The organism is Rhodomicrobium sp. Az07, assembly GCF_018619475.1.
Lineage (GTDB): Bacteria > Pseudomonadota > Alphaproteobacteria > Rhizobiales > Rhodomicrobiaceae > Rhodomicrobium.
On the sequence record NZ_JAHFZG010000002.1, the window covers coordinates 59559 to 81955 of the forward strand.

At 63.3% G+C, this 22397-nt stretch carries 19 protein-coding genes and 1 riboswitch; of the genes, 13 read left to right on the plus strand and 6 right to left on the minus strand.

Translation table 11 applies throughout. From position 1 onward, the window contains the following. Positions 1–195: 195 nt before the first annotated feature. The 4 genes from KKP04_RS01860 to gluQRS all read right to left on the minus strand — a co-directional run bounded on the left by KKP04_RS01860 (position 196) and on the right by gluQRS (position 4040). On the minus strand, positions 196–1056 hold the full coding sequence (locus KKP04_RS01860; RefSeq protein WP_215025828.1) for an ABC transporter substrate-binding protein: 861 nt from the start codon (positions 1054–1056) through the stop codon (positions 196–198). Then, positions 1053–1832 carry an ABC transporter ATP-binding protein gene (locus KKP04_RS01865; protein WP_215025831.1) on the minus strand — a complete coding sequence of 260 codons (780 nt, stop codon included), beginning with the start codon at positions 1830–1832 and terminating at the stop codon, positions 1053–1055. Before KKP04_RS01865 ends, KKP04_RS01860 begins: the two co-directional genes overlap by 4 nt. Next, complete coding sequence (locus tag KKP04_RS01870) at positions 1829–2851, minus strand: iron ABC transporter permease (RefSeq protein WP_215025833.1); 1023 nt, start codon at positions 2849–2851, stop codon at positions 1829–1831. The genes KKP04_RS01865 and KKP04_RS01870 overlap by 4 nt, the downstream gene beginning before the upstream one ends. A 62-nt stretch (positions 2852–2913) precedes the next feature. Further along, positions 2914–3112, minus strand: a riboswitch (cobalamin riboswitch). A 55-nt stretch (positions 3113–3167) separates the two neighbouring features. Next, positions 3168–4040, minus strand: coding sequence for a tRNA glutamyl-Q(34) synthetase GluQRS (gene gluQRS / locus KKP04_RS01875; RefSeq protein ID WP_215025836.1), 873 nt, complete (start codon positions 4038–4040; stop codon positions 3168–3170). Between the two features lie 413 nt (positions 4041–4453). Between gluQRS and KKP04_RS01880 the strand changes: the two genes are divergently transcribed. Continuing rightward, the gene (locus tag KKP04_RS01880) at positions 4454–5125 is read left to right on the plus strand and encodes a hypothetical protein (RefSeq protein ID WP_215025838.1); all 672 of its coding nucleotides are present in this window, start codon (positions 4454–4456) and stop codon (positions 5123–5125) included. A 95-nt stretch (positions 5126–5220) separates the two neighbouring features. On the opposite strand, the gene KKP04_RS01885 is transcribed toward KKP04_RS01880, so the two are convergent. Beyond that, positions 5221–6231, minus strand: a complete 1011-nt coding sequence (locus KKP04_RS01885; RefSeq protein ID WP_215025841.1) for an alpha/beta fold hydrolase — start codon at positions 6229–6231, stop codon at positions 5221–5223. 331 nt (positions 6232–6562) lie between these two features. Here KKP04_RS01885 and KKP04_RS01890 point away from each other — a divergent pair, with 331 nt between their 5' ends. The 12 genes from KKP04_RS01890 to mepA all read left to right on the plus strand — a co-directional run bounded on the left by KKP04_RS01890 (position 6563) and on the right by mepA (position 20090). Next, entirely contained in the window at positions 6563–7759 is a 1197-nt protein-coding gene (locus tag KKP04_RS01890; RefSeq protein ID WP_215025844.1) for a toll/interleukin-1 receptor domain-containing protein, read from the plus strand. A gap of 142 nt (positions 7760–7901) precedes the next feature. Then, complete coding sequence (locus KKP04_RS01895; RefSeq protein ID WP_215025846.1) at positions 7902–8987, plus strand: AbrB family transcriptional regulator; 1086 nt, start codon at positions 7902–7904, stop codon at positions 8985–8987. Beyond that, positions 8980–10209 carry a TIGR03862 family flavoprotein gene (locus KKP04_RS01900; RefSeq protein ID WP_215025849.1) on the plus strand — a complete coding sequence of 410 codons (1230 nt, stop codon included), beginning with the start codon at positions 8980–8982 and terminating at the stop codon, positions 10207–10209. Before KKP04_RS01895 ends, KKP04_RS01900 begins: the two co-directional genes overlap by 8 nt. Positions 10210–10274: 65 nt before the next feature. Next, the gene (locus tag KKP04_RS01905; RefSeq protein ID WP_215026284.1) at positions 10275–11594 is read left to right on the plus strand and encodes a sorbosone dehydrogenase family protein; all 1320 of its coding nucleotides are present in this window, start codon (positions 10275–10277) and stop codon (positions 11592–11594) included. A 137-nt stretch (positions 11595–11731) separates the two neighbouring features. After that, a complete protein-coding gene (gene rpmH / locus KKP04_RS01910; protein ID WP_215025852.1) occupies positions 11732–11869 on the plus strand; it encodes a 50S ribosomal protein L34 in 138 nt (45 codons plus the stop codon). Between the two features lie 23 nt (positions 11870–11892). Then, complete coding sequence (gene rnpA, locus KKP04_RS01915; RefSeq protein WP_215025855.1) at positions 11893–12291, plus strand: ribonuclease P protein component; 399 nt, start codon at positions 11893–11895, stop codon at positions 12289–12291. A 130-nt stretch (positions 12292–12421) separates the two neighbouring features. Continuing rightward, on the plus strand, positions 12422–14557 hold the full coding sequence (gene yidC / locus KKP04_RS01920; RefSeq protein WP_215025858.1) for a membrane protein insertase YidC: 2136 nt from the start codon (positions 12422–12424) through the stop codon (positions 14555–14557). Positions 14558–14563: 6 nt separating this feature from the next. Next, positions 14564–15208 (plus strand): ribosome biogenesis GTP-binding protein YihA/YsxC, encoded by a 645-nt coding sequence (yihA, locus tag KKP04_RS01925; protein ID WP_215025861.1) that lies wholly within the window; start codon positions 14564–14566, stop codon positions 15206–15208. A 399-nt stretch (positions 15209–15607) separates the two neighbouring features. Beyond that, positions 15608–17380: a hypothetical protein gene (locus KKP04_RS01930; protein WP_215025865.1), complete on the plus strand. Its 1773-nt coding sequence runs from the start codon at positions 15608–15610 to the stop codon at positions 17378–17380. A 247-nt stretch (positions 17381–17627) separates the two neighbouring features. Further along, on the plus strand, positions 17628–18257 hold the full coding sequence (locus tag KKP04_RS01935) for a hypothetical protein (protein ID WP_215025868.1): 630 nt from the start codon (positions 17628–17630) through the stop codon (positions 18255–18257). Positions 18258–18376: 119 nt separating this feature from the next. Further along, positions 18377–19144 (plus strand): hypothetical protein, encoded by a 768-nt coding sequence (locus KKP04_RS01940; protein ID WP_215025871.1) that lies wholly within the window; start codon positions 18377–18379, stop codon positions 19142–19144. 1 nt (position 19145) lies between these two features. After that, positions 19146–20090 carry a penicillin-insensitive murein endopeptidase gene (mepA, locus tag KKP04_RS01945; RefSeq protein ID WP_215025874.1) on the plus strand — a complete coding sequence of 315 codons (945 nt, stop codon included), beginning with the start codon at positions 19146–19148 and terminating at the stop codon, positions 20088–20090. 90 nt (positions 20091–20180) lie between these two features. Here the strand turns inward: mepA and KKP04_RS01950 are convergent, their stop codons facing one another. Further along, positions 20181–22331 (minus strand): wax ester/triacylglycerol synthase family O-acyltransferase, encoded by a 2151-nt coding sequence (locus KKP04_RS01950; protein WP_256437960.1) that lies wholly within the window; start codon positions 22329–22331, stop codon positions 20181–20183. Positions 22332–22397: the final 66 nt, after the last annotated feature.

A 22397-nucleotide genomic window follows, 5' to 3' on the forward strand; every position in this document is an offset into this window, starting at 1 on the left:
ACTTTCCTGCGCGAGCAAAGCCAAGTATCCATCCTTCTATGTCGTGGATGGAATGTCAGCCGGATTACCTGTCATCTTCGATGATCAAGACCATCGAAGCACCATCAAACTCGACTTATTGCACCCGCTTGAGACGAATGCAAGCGGCCTTTCGCGGCGCTTTGCGCGGCGTTCTGACCCGATGCGCGTTGAATCTCACCGCGAAAACGCAGGCGTGGCTATACTCGTCTCGACTGCCGAAACCTGGGCGGCGAGGCTGTCGAGCGCATCCGCGAGCATCGGTCCGCCGCATGTCGTGAAGCGCTCGGGGATGACAATGCGGCGCGCAAGCGGATACAGCTTTTGCAGCGCGGGATGCACGAGCAGCGCTTCGCCCTGATCCTGCGGCCGATCACGAACATTTGTCACGAGTATGAAGTCGGGCCGCGCCATCACGATGGCTTCCAGCGACGCGAAGCCGCCATGAGCAAGGCCCATGTCTCCGGCGGCATTCGCGAGACCGGCCGCAGCCAGCAGCGACGTCGTCAGCGACTCCCCGCCGAACACCCAGCCACGCCGGGACACGGCAAGCACACGCGGATGCGTACGAGAGGCGGCGGCTTGGGCGCGCGCCAGCGCGGCGTCGATCCGCGCGATGTGCGGCTCCGCGCGTTCGGGATGGCCGACGAGGGCGGCCATGCGGCGGAGTTCCGCTTTCGCGTCGTCGAGAGAGCGGGCGACGTCGAACTCCGCAACGGGCACGCCCTTCGCTTTCAGCATCTGCCGCGTGGCGAGCTTGGTAAAACGCCCCGCGAGCACAAGGTCGGGTTCCGCGACGAGCGCGTCCTCCGCCCCGCCGGACATCTTCGGGAAAGCACGCGCTTCCTTCGCGAGCCAGCTTTGCGAGGCGTCGCGCGAGTAGGGGCTGAGGCCGGCGATCTGGTCGCTGTCGGCGAGCGTGAGAAGAAGCTGGTCGGTGCAAAGGTTGATGGAAACGATGCGGCGCGGGGCGTCGGCGGCGCGCGCGGACGCGAGTGAGGCGACGAGCAGCACGCAGGCGGCGAAAATGCGGATCACGGCGCGACCCACGGCACCAGCACCGGCGCGCCGTCATGCTCGGCCCGAAACGCGCCGATGTGGAAGGCATGCGCCAGCACCTCGGGCGACAGCGCGGCGGCAGGCGCCCCCGCTTCGATGAGGCGTCCGTCTTTCAGCACAAGCACGCGATCGGCGAACCGCGCCGCGAGTCCGAGATCGTGCGTCACCACGAGCACCAGCGCACCGCCGAGCGCCGTCTCACGCAGAAGCGCCATAACGTCGAGCTGGTAGCGCGGGTCGAGCGAAGCGATAGGCTCGTCCGCCAGCACGACCGGGGCTTCCACCGCGAGCACGCGGGCAAGCGCCACGCGCGCCTTTTCGCCGCCGGAAAGCTCGGTCACGGGGCGGTCGGCGAGCGCGCCGAGATCGGCGGCGGCGATGGCGCGGGCGACGGCTTCGGCGTCGCGTCGCGGAAGGTTCGCGGGATCGGTCGCGCCGTGCGGATAGCGGCCGAGCGCCACCACGTCGCGCACCGGCAGCGGCCAATGCACCGCGTGGCCCTGCGGCAGATAGGCGAAGCGAAGCGCGCGCTCGCGGATCGACAGCGCGGCCGCATCGCCGCCGCCGACACGGATTTCGCCCCGCGACGGCACCAGCCCCGCGAGCGCGCGAAGCAGCGTCGTCTTGCCCGCACCGTTCGGCCCGATCACGGCGGCGAGGCAGCCGCGCGGCAGGTCGAAGGAAACACCCGCAATGAGATCGCGCGCGCCGAGCCGGACGCCGAGGCCGCGCGCCGAGAGATAAGCCGCGCTCATGAGAGACCGCCCGTCAGCGAGCGGCGGTCGCGCACGATCAGATAAAGAAAGAACGGCACGCCGATGATCGCGGTCAACACGCCGACTTTTATATCCGTTGTCGCCGGTATGAGGCGCACGGCGATGTCCGCCGCCAGAAGCAGCGCCGCGCCGATGGCCGCGCTCGGCAGCAGCAGCCGCGCCGGGTCGTACCCGAGGAGCGGGCGCGCAAGATGCGGCGCAACGAGGCCGATAAAGCCGATAGTGCCGGATACAGCCACCGCTCCGCCGACGCCGAGCGCTACACCCGCGATCACCGCGAGCCGCAGCCGCCCCACATCCACGCCAAGGCTTTGCGCAGCCTCTTCGCCGAGACTCAACGTGCGAAGCGCGTTGCGATTGGCGAAGAGGATCGCCGCGCCCGCCAATATGAAGGGCAGCGCCAGCGCGACATGCTGGAAGCTCCGGTCTTCGAGCGAGCCGAGCAGCCAGAAGGTGATTTCAAGCGCGGCATAAGGGTTCGGCGCGAGGTTGACCGCGAGCGAGGTTCCAGCGCCCGCCAGCGCCGACAGCGCGAGGCCCGCGAGGATGAGGATCAGCAGATTTGCGTTGCGCCCCGCCACCGCGAGCAGCACGAAAACGGACACGAACGCCGCCGCGATGGCTGCCACCGGCAGCGCGAAGGACAGCGCGTCGGCCAACCCCGTGGCGATCACCACCACCGCGCCGAACGCCGCCGCCTGCGGCGCGCCGAACAGAGCGGGCGAGGCGAGCGGATTGCGCAACAGCCCTTGCAGCGCCGCGCCGGAAAGCCCGAGAATCGCCCCGATGGCCAGCGCCAGCACCGCGCGCGGCAGGCGGATTTCCTGCACGATGATGCGATGCGGCTCGGTGCCCGCGCCGAACAGCGCAGCCGTAACCGTGTCAGGCGCAAGCGCGACCGGCCCCGCGCCCAGCGAAAGCACGGCCAGCAGCGCCGCCAGCGAAAAGAGCGCCAGTGTCGCCACCGGCCATCGGCGGCGCGGCGCGTGCTCGGCCACCGTTACGGCCGAATCCGTATGGGGAACCTGTAAAATGACATCCTCCGCCGACCCGCCGCCGCACGTTACGTTGAAGCGCCGGCCGGTCTCCTGGCTCGCGGGTCGTGGCCGCCACCGCCTTCCCGAACGCTCGCGTTCAGTGGCTTCGATGTCGGCTCGCCGCTTACAGTTGCGGGGGCAGCCGCGGAATTGGGATCGAACGACCCTCACCGCGTTCCCGTTTCACCCGCTTGCGCGGGCACCGGCGCTTGACGCGGACTATCATAAAGGGAAAGCGGCGGCAATGCGACGGGCTTCGCGTCGCGCGGTGGGGCGATTACGCGAGACGCACACTGCTTGAACGCGGCACGGCAGCGGCGCTCCAATGCCGGACGCCGTGGCGCAGGATTTCCGCGCATGTCGCGGGCGGCATGTCCGGCGGCACCGCCTGCCCGAGAAACGCGAGCGCCTGCCACAAGAGGCCGCTGTCGGCGGGCGTGGGCAGTTCCCGCGCGTGCGTCTGCTTCGAAAGCTTGCTGCCGTCGGCGTTGAGCGCGAGCGGCAGATGCATATAGCGCGGGGTCGGTAGGCCGAGCAGCCGTTGCAGCGCGATCTGCCGCGCCGTGTTGTCGAGGAGATCAGCGCCGCGCACGACATCGGTCACGCCCTGAAAGGCATCGTCTACCACCACGGCGAGCTGATAGGCGAACAGCCCGTCGCGGCGCTGCACGACGAAATCGCCCACGGTCTCGGCGACGTCCTCCCGCTGCGGGCCGAAGACGCGGTCGTAGAATTCCACGACGCCATCCGCCACGCGAAGACGCATGGCGGCATCGTCGCGCGGAGCGGTGAAGGCGCGGCATGTGCCGGGATAGACCGCGCTGTCGATCCGCGCGAGTTCGGCGCGTGAGCAGCGGCACCAAAACACTTTGCCGCCCAGCCGGAGCGCATCCAGCGCCGCGCGATAGGCTTCAAGCCGCGTCGACTGAAACAACACGCCGCCATCCCATTCGAAACCATACGCGGCGAGCTGGTCGAGGATGCGCCGCGCCGCCCCCGGCATCTCGCGTAGCGGGTCGATGTCTTCCATGCGCACGAGCCAGCGGCCAGCGGCGGCGCGCGCATCGCAATAGCTCGCCACCGCAGCGACGAGCGAGCCGAAATGCAAGGGCCCCGTGGGCGAGGGCGCGAAGCGGCCGACATAGGTCATGCGCGTTTTTCCATCAGTGCCGGGACGGGCGCAAGCCTCCGTGCACGCTCACGTCATCAGGCATAGCGACCGGCGGCGGCGACGACATGAATGCGAATAACGGGGATTACCTAAACCCAAGGTGGAAAACCTTCGCGCTCCGGTTGCGCTTCGCGGTTAATCCAATTAGGCAGACCGTGTTAACTGTCGCGCTTTCGTTCATCGAGTTCGGTCGCATGTCGATGTTGTTTTTTAGATCAGGCGTAGTCGGGGAGGCGCGATACGCCATCCGACCACCAGTCGGCGCATCGTCCCGCCGGAACCGGCCCCGCGCCGCATTCTCTCATACGAAATCGCGCGGTCACGCTGGGCGGGCTCGCTTGCGCCACCCGCCAAACCATACTGCATGCAGCCCCACAATCCACGGAGATACCATGACCCTCTGGATGCATTATTCCGCGCGTCTCGCAGGCGCAGCCGCCCTGACCTTGGCTGTGTCTGTCCCCGCGTGGGCCGAAGACGCCGCGCCCGCACCGGCCATCGCGCCGGAACTCGCCGAGCGCATGGGCAAGGAGAAGGAAGACCGTAAGGCGTGCAAGCGCGAAATCTGCAAGGCGTTCGCGGAGGCGAAGAGCGGCGAGCCGATCTCATGCTCCGTGACAAAAACATGGCTCGCCTCCGAAATCCAGTCGAGTTACCTCGGAGACAGGCTGACATGGCCATGGGGCCATGCGCAGTGTTCGGCGCAGATCGATCTCGACCGCGACACGATCGCCGAAGCCGCCTCGAAGCCATCCGCCACGCTCAAGCTGAAGAAGCACGACATCGCCTGCAAGCTCGATAACAAGAACACGAGCGAAGGCACCGCCTACGACGTCAAGCTATCGATCCAGCCGGTGGTGACGTTCGAGAACGGCCGAGCGACGAAAGCCGAGTTGAACTGGGGCACCATCGAGGCGCCGCTTCTGGCCAAGACCGCAATCTGGTCGGCGACCGCAGTCGACGCGAATTTCAGCGTGATCGCGAGCGGCGTCGTGAAGGAGATCAACGCCTTCCTTGGCGTCAAGTGCAAGGAAGAAGGCTTCGACATCGCCGCCGCGCGATGAAAATGCGTGCTCGCGGTCGTCCAGCCGGTCGCGGGCTCTTCTCCGGGCGTGGCGCCCGAATTCATCGCGAGACGGGGCGCGGTTCGCTCCTGACCTCACGCCGGGTGCAGCGCGACTTTTTCCCGCCGCACCGGTTCAGCCGCCGGTGCCCTTATGGCGCTCGCGAACAAAAAATCGCGCACCGCCGCAATCTGATCGTCCGCCATCAGCCATGGCGCATGGCCGATGCCCTCGAACTCGATGATTTTTGCGCGAGGCCCGCGCCGCATCATGTCATCGGCGATCTTGCCGAGCAAAAGGTCGCTCTCCGCGCCGCGCAGCACCAGCGTCGGACAGCGGATCGCCTCATAGGTCGGCCAGAGGTCGACGCCGGCGAGAAACTCGCTGCCGAAGGCGACGCCGGTCACGCCGCCCGAGCGCATATGCGTAATGATCGCCGGATCGAAAGCGAGGATATAGGACCCGTTACGCTGTTCGATGGCGCTGTTTGTCGTCACGTTGCGCCATTGGCTTTCGGTGAGCGGACCGAATGAAGCGCATGTTTCGCGGAGATGGAACTCCACCTCTTCGAGGCTTGAGAAGGAGCGGCCAAGCCCGGTCTGCGCTTTTTTCATGCGCATGAGCGCGGGCCACGGCACGAGCGGCCCCACGTCGTTCAGGATCAGACGGCGTATCGGCGAATTCCGCCGCGCGGCAAGCATCATGCCGATGAGGCCACCCATCGACGTGCCGATCCAGTCGATATGCCGCTTCGGCTTCGGCTGCGTCCGGCTGAATACGCGCCTGAGACCCGACGGCGGCGGCGGCGGCGCGGTGACGCGCGCCAGAAGCGCGGCCGCGTCGGTGAGGTAGAGCGAGAAGGAATAATCGCTTTTTTTCGGCAGCCACTCGCTTCGCCCGCGCCCGGCAACGTCCATGCAGACGACATGGCATTCCTCGGCGAGACTCTCCGCGAGAACATCGAAGTCTCGGCTGTTGCGCGTGTAACCATGCACGCAGAAAACCAGATGAGGGCTTTGCGGGTCGCCCCACTCCGTATAGGCGACCTCGTGAAAGCCGTTTGGACCGAGGCTTTGAAAGCTGCAAAGACGCGGTTTCTCTGACATCGAATTCCACTTCCGGCGCGCGGGCGCCATGCTTGAGCAGGATAGCGGCTCATTGTGCAATGCACAATCGCAGCGGGATGAGACGCCACGAAGGCAGAGTGCATGCCGAGAATCACTTCGGCCTAGGTTAACGCTGCCTGTGAACCTTCGCGAGAGTTGCGTGGCCTTTTCAACACCGCGAAAAAGAATTGGGGACGGAGCGCATGGCTGCTGCCCGGACGCGTGCAGCCACAGGATTTAGGCAACCTCTTTATTTGCATCGAGTGCGGTTACGGCTTGCGGACTTAAGCATCCAGTCTTATCGGTATCTGTATCGCAGGGGGCGCGCGATATGGCAGACATTTTCATAAGCTATTCCAAGAAGGATATAGAGCAAGCTCGCGTTATTGCGGCGTTGCTGGAAGCGGAGGGTTACTCGGTTTGGTGGGACCCGAACCTTGAAGCGGGCGATCAGTTTCGAAAAGTCATCATGAAGGAATTGGCTGCGGCCAAGGCCGTTGTCGTCCTGTGGACCGAGAATTCCGTCGATTCCGATTGGGTTCAGGCGGAAGCCGATGCCGCCCACTCGGATCGCAAGGTCGTCCCGCTCAAGACGCGTTTGCTGGCTTACGACCGCATTCCTCCCCCTTTCAATAATCTGCATACGACCAACTTCGATAATCACGAAGCGGTTCTTTCCGCCGTCGCAGCGCAACTGGCGAAACCGCCATCTCCTGCTGGCATCGGGAAGGTAGTCAGGTACGAAGCATTGATGTGGTTCGGCATCATCGGCAGCGTTTTGACGCTTGTCGGGCACTGGCAGAACTTCATAAAACTCGCGCATTGGGTACGTATCGCCGTCGACAACTTCAACGAACTTGTATATTTATCATTCGCGGCGATGTTTTCATTTATCGGCATCGTAATTGACAGAGACACATCATATGCACTGTCCTTTTTCTTATTCATGTCGTCAATCGCCATCGGATGCGGATTTCGTTGTGGATTCTATTTTTCATCATCATTAGGTTTTTTCAGGGCACTATTTATTTTCTATAAAGCTATAATTTTTTCAGTGGTTATTGCGTCTCCAATACTTATTCCGTGGTCTATAATGAGGAATGTATTCCATGTAGATATTATTAACTATATACCTCATTCGTATTTTTCTATAAATCTCGCGTTACCAGAAATTCCTCTGCAATTGTTTGGCATTGCGATACTATTTATATTTATATTCCACATGATATACGGCCGATTTGTTTTTCGTGTATATGGCGCAATGGTGTATACTATTATATTAGTTCTTATTGGAGATAAATATTTTTATTTTTCAATCAAAATTAGTCAACTTGGAGAAAATGCGAGTGTTTTTCTAACAACGCTAACTACGTTTATGCCTCTTTTGATTGTTAGATCAGTAGATGTTATCAGACGGATGACCTACATACTTATAGGATTAGCCATTGCAATAGGACTAAGCGAACTATCGAAGTTGATTGATAGTCTTAGCGCATTATCCCGCAATGACGAGTTACTCTCACTTTGAGAGAGCGAACTCCTTGGGAGACTCAGCCCGCCGGATAGCGTTCTGTACGTGCCGCCTTTCCCCCAACGCCGGATTGCGTTTGCGTCGCGTGCAGGATAGATGCGGGACATCGGCCGCATCGATGCCGCCCCGGAGTCCGCACTTGAAGCCTTTCTTCCGCCCCCTCGAGTCGCTGCCTCATGCCCGGCAGTGGCTGTTGCTCGCGCTGTTTTCGGCGGCGTTCGCCGCGCTTCTCGCCCTCGCGGGCATTCCGGCGGCGGTGTTTCTCGGGCCGATGGCAGCGGGCGTGGTGCTCGGTGTCAAGGGCGCGACGATCCGGGTGGCGAGCGCGCCTTATATCGGCGCGCAGGCGCTGATGGGGCTTTTCATCGCGAGCGCGATCACGCCCTCGATCCTCCAGTCGTTCGCGAAGGAATGGCCGATCATCCTCGGCGTCGTCTTTTCGATCATCGCCGCGTCGACGCTTCTCGGCTGGGCCATGAGCCGCTGGCGTGCAATGCCGGGGACGACAAGCATCTGGGGATCGTGGCCCGGAGCGGCGGGCGCGATGGTGATCATGGCCGGCGAATTCGGCGCGGACGCGCGGCTCGTGGCCTTCATGCAATATTTTCGCGTGGCCTGCGTGGCGAGCCTCGCCTCGGTGGTGGCGACGTTCTGGGCGCATTCGACCGGCATCCCGCACCCTGAAATCCCGTGGTTCCCCGCTGTGGACGAACGCGCCTTCGCCGTGACGCTGGCGCTTGCGGGCGTTTGCGCCGTCGTCGGCCACGCCTCTCGTTTTCCATCCGGCGCGATGCTGCTCGCGCTTATCGCGGGGGCCGCGCTTAACCTCGCCGGGCTGATCCATATCGAACTGCCGAAATGGCTCATGGCGGCGACCTATGCGCTGCTCGGCTGGAATGTCGGGCTCTGCTTCACGCCGGACATTCTCGCCCATGCGTTCCGCGCGCTGCCGAAAATCCTGCTTTCGGTCGCTTCGCTGATCGCGTTTTCGGCGGTGCTCGCCTGGCTCCTCACCGAAACGCTCGGCATCGACGCGCTGACCGCCTATCTCGCCACAAGCCCCGGCGGCATGGACTCGATTGCGATCATCGCCGCATCGACAAATGTCGACATGCCCTTCGTCATGGCGCTGCAAACGATTCGTTTCCTCATCATCATCATGATCGGGCCGCCGCTCGCGCGCCTTGTCGCGCGGCACATGGAGGTGAGCGGGCGCTATGGCTGATACGGGAAAGACGGTTGCTATCGTCGGCGGCGGCCCGGCGGGGCTGATGGCGGCGGAAGTGCTGGCGGGCGCGGGCGTCGCCGTGACGGTTTACGATGCGATGCCGAGCGTGGGGCGCAAGTTCCTGCTCGCGGGGCGTGGCGGGCTGAACCTCACGCACAGCGAGGAACTTCCGCAGTTTCTCGCCCGCTACGGCGCGGCGGAGCCGCATTTGCGCGGCGCCGTCGAGGCGTTTCGGCCGTCCGCGCTCGTCGCGTGGTGCGAGGGCCTGGGGCAGGAAACCTTCATTGGCACAAGCGGGCGCGTGTTTCCGAAGGCGATGAAGGCGTCGCCGATGTTGCGAGCGTGGCTCGTGCGGCTTCGGGGGCTTGGTGTTGCGTTTCGGCAGCGCCATCGCTGGCGGGGCTGGGACGAAGCTGGCGCGCTCGTGTTCGACACGCCAGACGGACCGGCGAGTGTTCGCGCCGACGCCACGATCCTCGCGCTTGGCGGCGCAAGCTGGCCGCGCCTCGGCTCCGATGGCGGCTGGGTGCCGATCCTCGCGCGCGAGGGCATCGACGTCGCGCCGCTGAAACCGTCGAACTGCGGCTTTCTGGCCGACCTCTCCGACATCTTTCTCGCGCGCTTCGAGGGCGAGCCGCTGAAGGGTGCTGCGTTTTCGTTCGACGGGCGAAGCGTGCGCGGCGACGCGACCATCACGAAGGCCGGGATCGAGGGCGGCGCGATATACGGACTGTCGGCAACACTGCGCGAAGCCATAGAGCGCGACGGCGCGGCCGATCTTGTCATCGACCTGCGGCCGGGCATCGAAGGCGAGGCGCTTGAGGCGGCGCTGTCGAGGCCGCGCGGCAAGCAAACGCAGTCAACGCACCTGCGCAAGGCGGCGAAGCTCGCGCCCGTCGCCATCGGTCTCCTTCACGAAGAAGCCATTCGGCACGGTTCGCCTCTTTCCGACCTCGACGCGGCGGCACTTGTGCGCCTCATCAAGGATGTTCGCGTGCCGCTCATCGCGCCCGCGCCCATCGCTCGCGCCATCTCGTCGGCGGGCGGCGTGCCCTTCGCGGAACTCGACGGTTTCATGCTTCACAAGAAGCCGGGCGTCTTCATTGCCGGCGAAATGCTCGACTATGAAGCGCCGACCGGCGGCTATCTGCTGCAAGCCGCATTCTCGACCGGAGCGGCGGCGGCGCGGGGCGCGCTCGCGTTCATTACGCGCCACTGACGGAACATCGCGGCTTCCGCACCCTTGTTCTCGCAAGAGGATAATGGAGTCATGCCGTGAAGCCGATGAGGACGATTTTCGCCATGGGTCTTGCCGTTGTCACGCTCTCCGCCTGCGAGAGCCAGACCGCCACGCCCGTCTCGGAAGGGATGGGCCCCAACCCGAAGCTGCCGCCGCCGCAGGAATCGACGCTTCCGACCATCAACATCGCGGTCGCCAGGGGCTGGAGCGAGGGTCAGAAGCCGAAGCCCGCCGAGGGGCTTCAGGTGGCGGCGCTTGCCCGCAATCTCGATCACCCGCGCTGGATCTATGTGCTGCCTAACGGCGACATACTGGTTGCCGAGAGCGACGCGCCGCCCAAGGACGCCAAGGGCTTTCGGGATTGGGTGCAGGGGAAGGTCATGAAGGCGGCGGGCTCCAACACGGGCAGCGGGAACCGGATCACGCTCTTGCGCGGCGTCGGTCCGAACGGCGAGGCGCAGACGCGCGAGGTATTCCTCGAAAACCTGTTCTCGCCTTTCGGCATGGCTTTGATCGGGGACACATTCTATGTCGCCAATGCCGATTCGATCTTGAAATTCCCCTATCAGGAAGGACAAACGAAGATCACGGCTGACGGCGAAAAGCTGACCGACCTGCCGGGCGAGATGAATCACCACTGGACGAAAAACATCGTCGCCAGCAAGGACGGCAAGAAGCTCTATGTCGCCATCGGCTCGAACAGCAATATCGGCGAAAACGGCATGGAGCTTGAGAAGGATCGCGCAATGATCTGGGAGGTCGATGTGGCGACGGGCGAGCATCGCGTGTTCGCCAGCGGCCTTCGCAATCCGGTCGGCATGGCCTTCGAGCCGCAGACGGGCGTTCTTTGGGCGGCGGTGAACGAACGCGACGAACTCGGCAGCAACCTCCCGCCCGATTATCTGACGAGCGTGAAGGAAGGCGGCTTCTACGGCTGGCCTTATTCCTATTGGGGGCAGCATGTCGATAGCCGCGTGCAGCCGCAGCGGCCCGACCTCGTCGAGAAGGCGCTGACGCCCGACTACGCGCTTGGCGCACACACCGCCTCGCTCGGGCTGACATTCTCGGAAGGCAGCAAACTGCCCAAGCCGTTCGCGAACGGCGCGTTCATCGGCCAGCACGGATCGTGGAACCGCAAGCCCAAAAGCGGCTACAAGGTGATCTTCGTGCCGTTCGAGAACGGAAAGCCCAACGGAATGCCCATCGATGTGCTGGCGGGCTTCCTCAGCCAGAACGACGAGGCGCTCGGGCGGCCCGTCGGCGTGACCTTCGACAAGGATGGCGCGTTGCTGGTGGCGGATGACGTGGGCAACGTCGTCTGGCGCGTCACGGGTGCCGGCGAGCAGAGCGCCAGGGCCGAATAGGCGAGGCGACCTCTTGCGTTGAGTGGCTGTGCCGGGTGAGCAAATGCCGCCCGGCATTCCATTTGTTCCCATCGTGCAATTGACGCGAGCCTCCAAAACGCCCTATCTATGGCGTTTGAGAGAGAAAGTACGTTATTATGACCAAGAGAACCTATCAACCGAGCAATCTCGTGCGGAAACGCCGTCATGGCTTCCGCGCCCGCATGGCGACCAAGCAAGGCAGAGCCGTGCTTTCGCGCAGGCGCTCGCGCGGTCGCAAGAAGCTTTCCGCGTAGAACGTCCGACCGACGCGGCCCCGATGGAGACGCTCAAGACGCGCGCGGAATTCAAGCGCGTGCAAAAGGGCCGCAAATGGGTGACGCCCGCCTTCATCATGCAGGGCCTCGCCCGCGCGGACGCCGAAAGTCAAGGTCCGCGCTTCGGGTTTACCGTATCGGGGAAGTCGGTCGCCGTTGAAGGCGAAGGCGGCAGGAAAAGAGGCAAGGCCGTCGACCGCAATCGCGCGCGACGTCGCCTGAAGGAAGCCGTTCGCCTGACTTTTTCGGATGCCGCGCGCCCGGATCTGGATTACGTGATAATTGGCCGCGCCTTTGCGTTGAGCAGAAAATTCGAAGATCTACTTGCGGATATGCGGCGTGCATTCCATAAAGTGGGCCAGCCGGCGCGCTCCGACAAGGAAAATAACCCTGCCCCGTGAACGCTGCGCTGGAAAGGCCGGATTGTCTTCCCACGAAGACAGGAACCGGCTAAAGCGATTTGGCTGAACGGATTGGGCAGTCTTTCTTCGATGGCGTAGCACGCATCGAACGGTTCTTCTGAGCGGGTTCATGGACAACAACAGAAACTTTATCATCGCGATTGCGCTTTCGCTTTCCGTGCTGCTTGGCTGGCAGTTCCTCTACATGAAGCCCGCCGCCGACCAGGCGCGCCAGCAGGCCATCGAGGCGCAGCAACGGGCAGCCGCCGAACAGGGCACGGGTCCGACCGCAGCCGGAGCGGCGATTGCGCCGCCGCGGGCGTCCTCAGTGATCCCAGTGCCTACGACGAAGAAATTCGCGTCCCGCGAGGAATCGATCTCCGACAGGTCGAAGCGCATCGCGTTCGATACGTCATCCCTCACCGGGTCGATCAACCTCAAGGGCGGCAGCATCGATGATGTCGTCCTGAAGCAGTACCGGCAGACGGTCGATCCGAACAGCCCGCCGGTCACGCTGCTTTCGCCCGCCGGCAGCCCCGAACCTTACTACGCTTATACCGGCTGGTCTTCCGACCAGGCGGACGTTGCCGTTCCGGGTCCTGATACCAAATGGGAGCAGCAAGGCACAGGTGCTCTGGCTCCCGGCAAGCCCGTCACGCTGACGTATGACAACGGCAAGGGCCTCGTCTTCAAGCGCGCCATCGCGCTCGACGAGCATTACATGTTCACCATCACCGACACGGTGGAGAACAAGACCGGCAAGCCCGTCACGCTTCGGCCACGCGCAGAAGTCGCGCGTCTTTACGAGCCGACGAATCTTTTCGGCTATGCCGTGCTGCATGAGGGGCTGATCGGGCTCTTCAAGGAAGCCGGGCTGAAGGAACTGACGTATTCCGACGCGATCAAGAATTTCGACCCTGCCGCCGATAACAACAAGGGCGCGTCGAAGGAAATCATCTCCGACAATGGCGGCTGGCTCGGCTTCACCGACCAATATTGGGCGGCGGTGCTCGTGCCCGATCAGTCCAAGCCTCTGACGGCCCGGCTTTTCGGCACGCCGCAGAAGGACTTCTTCGTCGAGTTCAGCGAGAACCCGCTGACGGTGGCGCCGGGCGCGTCCGAGACGTTTACGAACAAGCTGTTCGCGGGCGCGAAGAAGGTCGCGCTCATAGATCAATATATGGCCGACAACAAGATCGACCGCTTCGACAAGCTTGTCGACTGGGGCTGGTTTCCGTTCCTCACGCAGCCGCTCTATTATCTCCTTAACTGGCTGTATGAGCATGTCGGCAATTTCGGCATCGCGATCCTGTTGACCACGGTTCTCGTCAAGCTTCTGTTCTTTCCGCTCGCCAACAAATCGTATTCGGCGATGAACAAGCTGAAGATGCTTCAGCCGGAGATGAAGAAGATCCAGGAGCGCTTCAAGGACGACAAGCCGCGCCAGCAGCAGGCCATGATGACCCTCTACAAGAAGGAGAAGGTCAATCCTGCGGCGGGCTGCCTGCCTATCCTCGTGCAGATCCCGGTCTTCTTCGCGCTGTACAAGGTTCTGCTCGTTTCCATCGAGATGCGGCACGCGCCGTTCTACGGCTGGATCAACGATCTTTCCGCTCCCGACCCGACAAACGTGTTCAATCTGTTCGGCCTGATCCCGTGGACGCCGCCGCACTTCCTGATGCTCGGCGCGCTGCCGATCATCATGGGCTTGTCGATGTGGCTTCAGATGAAGCTCAATCCGACGCCGCCGGACCCGATCCAGCAGAAGATCTTTGCGTGGATGCCGGTGCTGTTCACCTTCATTCTGGCCCCATTCCAGGCCGGCCTGATCCTCTACTGGACGTGGAACAATATCCTGACCTTTGCCCAGCAGGCGCTGATCATGAAGCGTCAGGACAAGACGATGAACCTCCTTCAGCAGATCGGGCTGAAGAAGTCGAATGGCGCCGCGAAGCATGCGTCGCATGAGGTCGCGCCGAAGCCGAAGACGGAACCCGCGCGGGGTGGCAAGGCGACCGAAATCAAGCCAGCGCCGGTACCGGCGAAAGCCGAACCGGCGGCGACTGTCGCGGAAAACGAGACCGCGTCCACGGTCGCGGCCGATCAGGCCGTCATCGACAAGCCGCAGCCGACCGAACCGGCGACCGCGCGTCCGGCGCAGGCCCCGACCGGCACGGTTACAGCCGCGCCGAGAGGCAACCTCGCGAGCAAGAAGTCGGTCAAGCAGCGCGGAAAGAGCAACCGCAATCGCCGCCCCGGCCGGTAGCGGCGGATGGCGTCGACCGACGAGGAAAACCACGCGCGCGAGCTTGCGGCTCGCGCGGAGGCGCTGTTCAAGGCTCCCGCCGAGTTCGTGCTCGGCGTGACCGACGTTGCGGCGCTTCCCGAAGGCAATCGACCCGAGGTTGCGTTCGCCGGGCGCTCGAATGTCGGCAAGTCTAGCCTTCTCAATGCGCTGCTCTCGCGCCGCAACCTCGCGCGCGTCTCGAACACGCCAGGGCGCACACGCGAGGTGAATTACTTCTCCGTGGGCGATTCGCTCTACGTCGTGGACATGCCCGGCTACGGCTACGCCAAGGCCCCGAAGGCGCTGGTGAAGGGCTGGACCCAGCTCATCCACGACTATCTGCGCGGACGCCCCCAGCTCAAGCGCGTGATGCTTCTCATCGACAGCCGCCACGGCCTGAAGCCGTCCGACAAGGAAATCATGACGCTGCTCGACAAGGCCGCCGTGTCCTATCAGGGCGTCTTGACGAAGGCCGACAAGCCGAAGGCCGGCGATCTCGGGCAGGTCGTGCGCGAGACAGAGGCCGCGATGCGCTCGCACCCCGCGGCGCATCCCGTTGTTCTGACCACATCCGCGGTCGATGGCTTCGGCATGGAAGAACTAAGGACTGCAATCGCAGAACTTTGTTAACCGTTTGTTAATACTTACGAAGTCTTGCCCTCCCTCAAGATAACGCGATCACGCAAATGTGAACGCGCGGCTATTTACAACCGGGAATTTCAATCGGTTGGAAGGCCGTCGGCTGCGTTTTCGAACCAGCGGCGCTAGAAATCGGTTCAACCCGTTGAAAAACAACAGCAGTTTGCGGAGATCAGCGCGAACCCTGATTTGCTCCCTTGCGCGCCTCTCTTGGGGGAGAAGCCCCTTAAGGGTGAACAGCATGTACACGCTCCGCGCGAAATTGCCATGGCCTTCCCTTGGTATTTACAATAATGTTCTATCAGAAGTTGCGTCGCACTTCTCAGTCAGGTTGTTTTGTAATGCGTGCTGGTGGTCTGTAAAAGTAAATGTAAATTGAGTGAGATAGTAATGGCACGTCAAAAAGAAAACAAGACGGCGGAGCCCACTGAAGTAACAGTCGCCTTCACCCTTTCCCTTCTCGTCAGCGTCAGCGCCATCGCAATTGCCGTATGCCTGTCGCCGGCCCACGCGCAAACCATCTCTTCCTCCGGCGTGGATTGGACGTCCACCAATTCAACGAACGGTGGGAGCACCTACACGAAAAGGTCTCAGCTCTATAACGGCCAGGTTATCGGCACCGATACCTCGGGTCACACCACGATCCTGCAAGGTTCGGGCGTGACGTCCTCTTATGGCGCCACGAGCGCTTCTTTCGACGCCGGCGGCGTATCGGTGTCGAACGGCACGAACGTAACGACCATCGGCCCGAGTTCGGTCACGACCGGAACCGTCTACGCGGACGCTTTCAGCGGAGGTTCGCTCTCCACCGACAGCGTCAGCACGTCGTCGCTTTCGGTTTCGAACGGCTCGAATGCCACCACAATTACGCCGACATCGGTCACCACGGGCACACTGCACGCGACCACACTCGACGTAGACAATTTCAGCGCAACGAACCTGTCGATCACAAACATGAATGCGACGGGCGCCATTTCAGCAACATCGCTGACCACAACCGGAGCGGTCAACTCCGGTTCGGTGAATACCGGCACCGTGAACGCAACCACCGTGAACGCCTCGACGTTCAACGGCGGCGCATTCAACGGGCAGTCGCTGACCGTGACGGATGGCACGAATACAAGCACCATACTGCCGGGGTCGATCTCAACCACCGGAACGCTCAGTTCGGCATCGCTCTCGACCGGCGCGATCTCGACAACCGGCGTTACCTCATCGGGCAACATCTCGACAACGGGAGCCCTGTCGTCCGGCTCGCTCTCGACCGGCGCGATCTCGACAACCGGCATTACCTCATCGGGCAACATCTCGACAACGGGGGCCCTGTCGTCCGGTTCGCTTTCCACCGGCGCGATCGATGCGACGAACATCACGACGGACACGATCACGGCGAACACATTGAACACGACAAACTTCAACGCCGCCAATCTCGGCGCGTCGAACCTCACGGTTTCCGACGGCACCAACACCACGACCGTCACGCCGACTTCGGTGAAGACGTGGTCTGTGACCGCGGACCATATCTACATTCCGCACGCCGGGGGAACCAACTACATCGACCTGAATGCGTCGGCAGACAAGGCGACCTTCCAGGGCATGACCCTGGAAGTCACCACTGCGGATGGATCGAGTTCGACGAGGATCGTGGACGGCGCGATCACGGCTTCCGACAGCGTCACCACCAAGGATCTGACCGCGACCGGAACCACAACTGTGACGACGCTCAAGGTTGCAAGCGGGGGCACCGCGGATATGGGCGGCGCGGTCGTGCATAACGTGGCGACGCCTCTGGTCGACACCGACGCCGCCAACAAGGCCTATGTCGACTCCGTCTGGTACGATAACGGCACCAGAATGCGGGAATTGAACGACAAGATGGACGCGGGCCTGCGTAACGCGAACCGTCGCATCGACGAAACGCAGGAGGGCGTCGCCATCGCGCTCGCGCTTCAGCAGCCGATCTTCGCGCCGGGCCAGAGCTTCGCGTTTCGCGCCGGTTGGGGCAATTTCGAAGGCGAAAGCGCGTTCGGCCTGTCGGGCGCGGGCATCATTGGCCGCGACTGGTTCGGCCAAGGCACGGTCGTCGCTCTCGATGGCGGTTTCGGCTTCGGCGCCAGTTCCGGCGTCATGGCGGGCAAGGCGGGCGTTACGTTCGGATGGTGATGCCGGCGTTTGAGGCGAAGAGGGGCCGGTTTGCGGCACTCGACAAACCACGATTCAATAACGCTCCTTCTGTGCGCAAGCTGATCGACGACCAAGCCAACGCAGCGTGCCGCGTCCGATTTGCGGCTCGACGCTCTAACGAAAACGAAGCCTTCGAAACCATAAGCTTGACCCGCCGCCTGGGCAACGGCGCGTCAAACCCCACTGTGCATCAAATGCGGGACGTCGTTCGACCGACGGGCATGTCATGAAATCCACCTTGTTCCGAGTTGTACTTTTCCGTGCCGTCCTATGCTCTGCCGCCATCATCTGGACGACTGAAGCGTTTGCGCAAGGGAAGGGAGCCCCCCTCGCCGACCGCAGCCTCAAGGCCGCGGCGAGACCTCAGAAGAACGCCACCATGGACGGCGTGCAACTCGCCATGCTGATCAAGTCCACGATCATCGCGCTTCAGCATGCGAACCAGACCGGCAATTATTCGGTGCTGCGCGACCTCGGAACGCCGCTGTTTCGCGAGCGCTTCGATCAGGTGAAGCTTTCGGCGATCTTTTCGGGCCTGCGGGGCCGAGGCGTCAACCTCAGCCCGATCCTCGTGCTCTCGCCGAACCTGACGAGGCAGCCCGAACTGAAAGACAAGCAGCTTCGGTTGATGGGCAATTTCCCGACCCAACCGCTACAAATCAAGTACGAGCTTGTCTTCCAGCAGATCGACAGCGTCTGGCGCGTCGATGGCGTGTCGGTCGAAGCCGTCGCCGTTCAGACGACACAGGCCGGACAGAATCGGGGGGCGCCGTCGCTCGCCGCGCAGACGCCCGCGCCCGGCAGGCCCTCCGCAAGCGCGAAATCCGGAAAAAGGCCGGTGCGACAGCAGAACTGATGCCGAAGCACTCGCAACCGCCGCGTGCATAAGTCCGGGTGGCGGCCGTTTCGTCTTGAAGTCGCGCTTTGCGGTCGTTAAGAATGGCCTCGCAGACTGGCGATGGTCGAGGGATGCCCGTGAGAAAATACAGCCTGAGCCTTCTTTGTGCGGTGGCGCTCGCGCTGGCGCCGATTGCGGCTTCGGCGCAGCCCACTGGCCAGCAGGCGCAGGCGCCCGACGAATTGCGCCTGATCCTCATGATCCGAAATGCTGTCGTTGCGCTCAACCAGGCAAACCTCACCGGCAATTATTCGGTGCTGCGCGATCTCGGCACGCCTTCGTTTCAGCAGACGAACAACCCGACAAAACTTGCCGAGGCGTTCGCGACCTTGCGCAATCGCCGGATCGACATTTCCCCCGTGATGTTCTTTCCGCCGAGGCTGACCGCTAAACCGACCATGCTGGAAGGGCAGGTGCTCCGCTTGACCGGCTTTTTCGCGACAATCCCGGAACATGTGAATTTCGATATCGCGTTCCAGCTTGCGGGCGATCATTGGATGCTGGCGGCCATCGCGGTCAACGTTGCACCCCCAGGCGAGGGGCAACAGGCGTCTACCATGAGCGAGGCTCCGCCGCAGCGCGCTGCCGAGGCGAAGCCGATCCGCATCGACCTCAACCAGCCCGCAGGCGCCGCCGCTCCGAAACAGCCCCAGAAAAAGGCACCGCCTCCCCCGAAGAAGCCGAAGCCAGATCAGGCTGCGACTGTTCAGCGTCCCGCGCCCCAGCAGCAGGCATCACCTGCACCTGCCACAGTCGCACCGGCTCCGGCACCGGAGCAGCCGCAAGCGGTTCCCATGCCTGCGCCGCCGCCGCCCAGCACCGCCTGGAATCCATTTGGCCGCTGACATGACAAGGAAACTCTCCAGCGCGGCGCTTTGCGCATTTGCGGTGGCGGCTCTCTTTTTCGCCGCTCACGCCGAAAACGCCGCCGCGCCAACCGCAGAGCCACGGGGAGCAAAAAAGGCGTTTGGAACGATCAAGACTCCGCCCGCTCTCCCGCCGCAAGCCATCGGTCGATACAATCTCGGCTGCGTCGCCGGTGCGCAGAGGATCGCGATGAACGGCGATGGCTGGCAGGCGATGCGCCTTTCGCGCAACCGCTACTGGGGCCATCCTGCGCTCATCTCCTATATCGAGACGCTCGCGCGCGACGTGAAGCGCCTCGACGGTCTGCCCGGAATCCTCGTCGGCGACATGGCGCAGCCTATAGGCGGCCCGCTTCCAGGCAGCCACGCTAGCCACCAGAGCGGCATCGACGTCGACCTCTGGTACAACATCATGCCCACGCGGACGCTGTCGGCGGAGGACAGGGAGAAATTCGCCGCAACCAACTATGTCGACCAGGCAACGCTGGCGGTCGATTCCGCGCGCTGGACCGACGCGCAGACAAAGCTCGTCAAACGCGCCGCCTCTTACCCGGAGGTCGCGCGAATTTTCGTGCATCCCGCCATCAAGAAAGCCCTGTGCGACAGCGCGGGTAGCGATCGCGCGTGGCTGAACAAGATTCGTCCGTGGTACAAGCACGACGACCATCTGCATGTGCGGCTGAGTTGTCCGGCTGGCAGCAATGGCTGCGTCTCACAGCCCGCGATCAAGGCCGACGACGGGTGCGGCGAGGAACTCGACGCGTGGTTCAGGAAACTGCGTGCGCCGCGCCCGAAACCGCCCAAGCCGCCGAAACCTCAGCCCAAGCCGAAGCCCATGCTCGTCACCGACCTGCCGGGCGAATGCCAGGCGTTGCTTCAAATGGCCGAGAGTGCCGAAAAGGCGAAGGCGGCTGCCGCGCGTTGATGGCTGAAGATCGCCCGCATGGCGGCACGCTCGCAAGCCGCGATCTGCCGCGAGTGCGCTCGTCATGATTGCTGCCCTCGAAAGCCGCTGTCAGCTTCTCGGCAGCTTGCGACGAGCCGTAACTTTCGGTGCCGGTGAAGGCGGAGCTTCGCCGCCACCCCGAGCGCGCACGGGCTGGCGTGGTTTTCTCGGGCTTGGCGCGGGGGTCAGCGGCGCGGCTGCTACACCTGCTTCGAGCGGCAAATCAGATGCCGCACGACGCAGCAAGTTCTGGTTGTCGATCAACTTCTCCGCGCCCAACCGAGCCCGATCCAACGCAGGCCGATCTGACGCCTTTGCGTGAGCGGCGCGCATTTCGTCGGACGTTGGAAAGGCTTCGGAACTTCCCTTTGATGCTTCGCGCGAACCGGCGTCGCCCGAAGCCGGTTTTGATGCTTTTCGCGCAGTCGCAGTTTCGGCTGCCGCATCCGCACTGTTGACGCGCGTGCGCGGCTTTGCCTTTGCGAGCGCGGCGCTGGCGGTTGGCGTCTCCTCCGGTGCCCCGGCAAGATCAAGCTTGAAAGCCCTTGGCGATCTGCGGGGGCGCGGCGCGGCGCCGGTCGCTTCCGCCGCGAGCGCCGGTTCTGTGGCGGGCGATGCTTCATGCCGCTTGCGGCTGCGAGCGAGCGCGCTCGGCGCTGTTTTGTCGGGCGAGGAAACGGGCGCGACCGTTCGCGACGTGGCGGAAGCTTTGGGCGTCTTGCGTGAGCGAGCCGTTTCCTCTTTTATCACGGGCGGGACGTCCTGCCCCTTCGCGTCCGATGCAGGCGTTTTCGCCCGCCTCGCCTTTGCTTTCGGAGCCGCGGCGGCAATTGGCGATGGCCGCTCGTCCGCATCGCCCCATGAGTCCATCAGAACGTAGTAGAGTAGCTGCTCGAATTTCGGCCGGAACTCCGCGATGATCGCCTCCGGGTCCGGCACCATGGCAGCGTCCGTGATCAGCCCGAACTGCACCATGTCGTTGAAGGACAGGATCGAAACGCCCATGCCGATGTCGCCCGATTGCGGCACCCAGAACATGATCTGCGAGATCCTCGCGGTGCCGAGATAAAGCGGCTCTTTCGGCCCCGGCACGTTCGTCATGACAGCGGTGGCGCGCTTCATGAGCATGTTGAAAAGCCGGTCCTGCACAATCTGCGGCGCGTGACCGATCACCTCCAGCAGGCCGAGCGTCACCGGCGGTTCAAGCGATTGCTTCAGAGCCTTCATGCGGCGCTGCACCTCGGCAAGGCGCGCCAGCGGGTTCTCGATCCCGGCCGGAAGCTCGACGCCGACAAGCCCGAAGCGGTTGCCGAGTTGGCCCGCCTCGTGGCTTTGGCGCATGTCGACCGGAATGAACGCGCGGATCTCCACGCCTTCCGTCTCGTCCCCTTTGGCCTTGAGATATTCGCCGAGCGCGCCCGCGACGGAGGCGAGCAGCATGTCGTTCAACGTGCAGCCGAGCGCATGGCTGATCGCCTTTACCTCAGGCAGGGGGATCGGATCGGTCCAGGCCACGCGCTTGTTGCCGGACGCCTTGCCCTTGAAGCGCGTCGGGCTGTCTTCCGGCATCATGAGCAGCCAGCCGAGTTCGCCCGCCACGCCCGCGCCGAGGCGCGCGGCCTGCGTCGGGTTCTGCGCCAGCGCGGCGACTTCCTTCCAGAGGCCGACGCCCGTACCGAGGCCGCGCTTCAGAAGCCCGATGCCGGGGAGGGGCACGCGGACACCGGCGCGGCGTTCCCGCGTTGCCGTCCAGACGGAGCGGTCGCCGCCATCGGTGATCGAGAGCATGACGCCCACGAGTGCCATGCCGTCTCCGATGGCGTGATGAATGCGAAGGACGAGCGCCGCGCCGCCTTCGTAATCCTCCACGATGCGGATCTGCCAAAGCGGACGCGACTTGTCGAGCGGCTCCGAGGCGAGGCCCGCGATATAGCGCTGAAGCTCTGCTTGTCCGCCGCGTCCTGGAAGCCGCGCCCGCTGGATGTGCCGCGAACGGTCGAACCATGGATCGTCCACCCACCAATAGTCGCCCGCGCGGGTTTCGATATGCTGCCGAAAGCGAGGGATCGCAAGGAAGCGTTCGGCGACGGTGTCTTCCAGCGTGTTGAGATCGAGCGGCCCCTCAAGTATAAGGACTCCTACAATGACCATCGGGTTGGATGGCCGATCCATTCGAAGCCACGTTGTGTCTACCGCTGAGACGCGTTCCGCTTTCGACATTGGCGGGCACCCCTTGAGGTTCTGGATTGGCGGTTATGCGTCCTGTACGAAACCTTCATGCGCCGT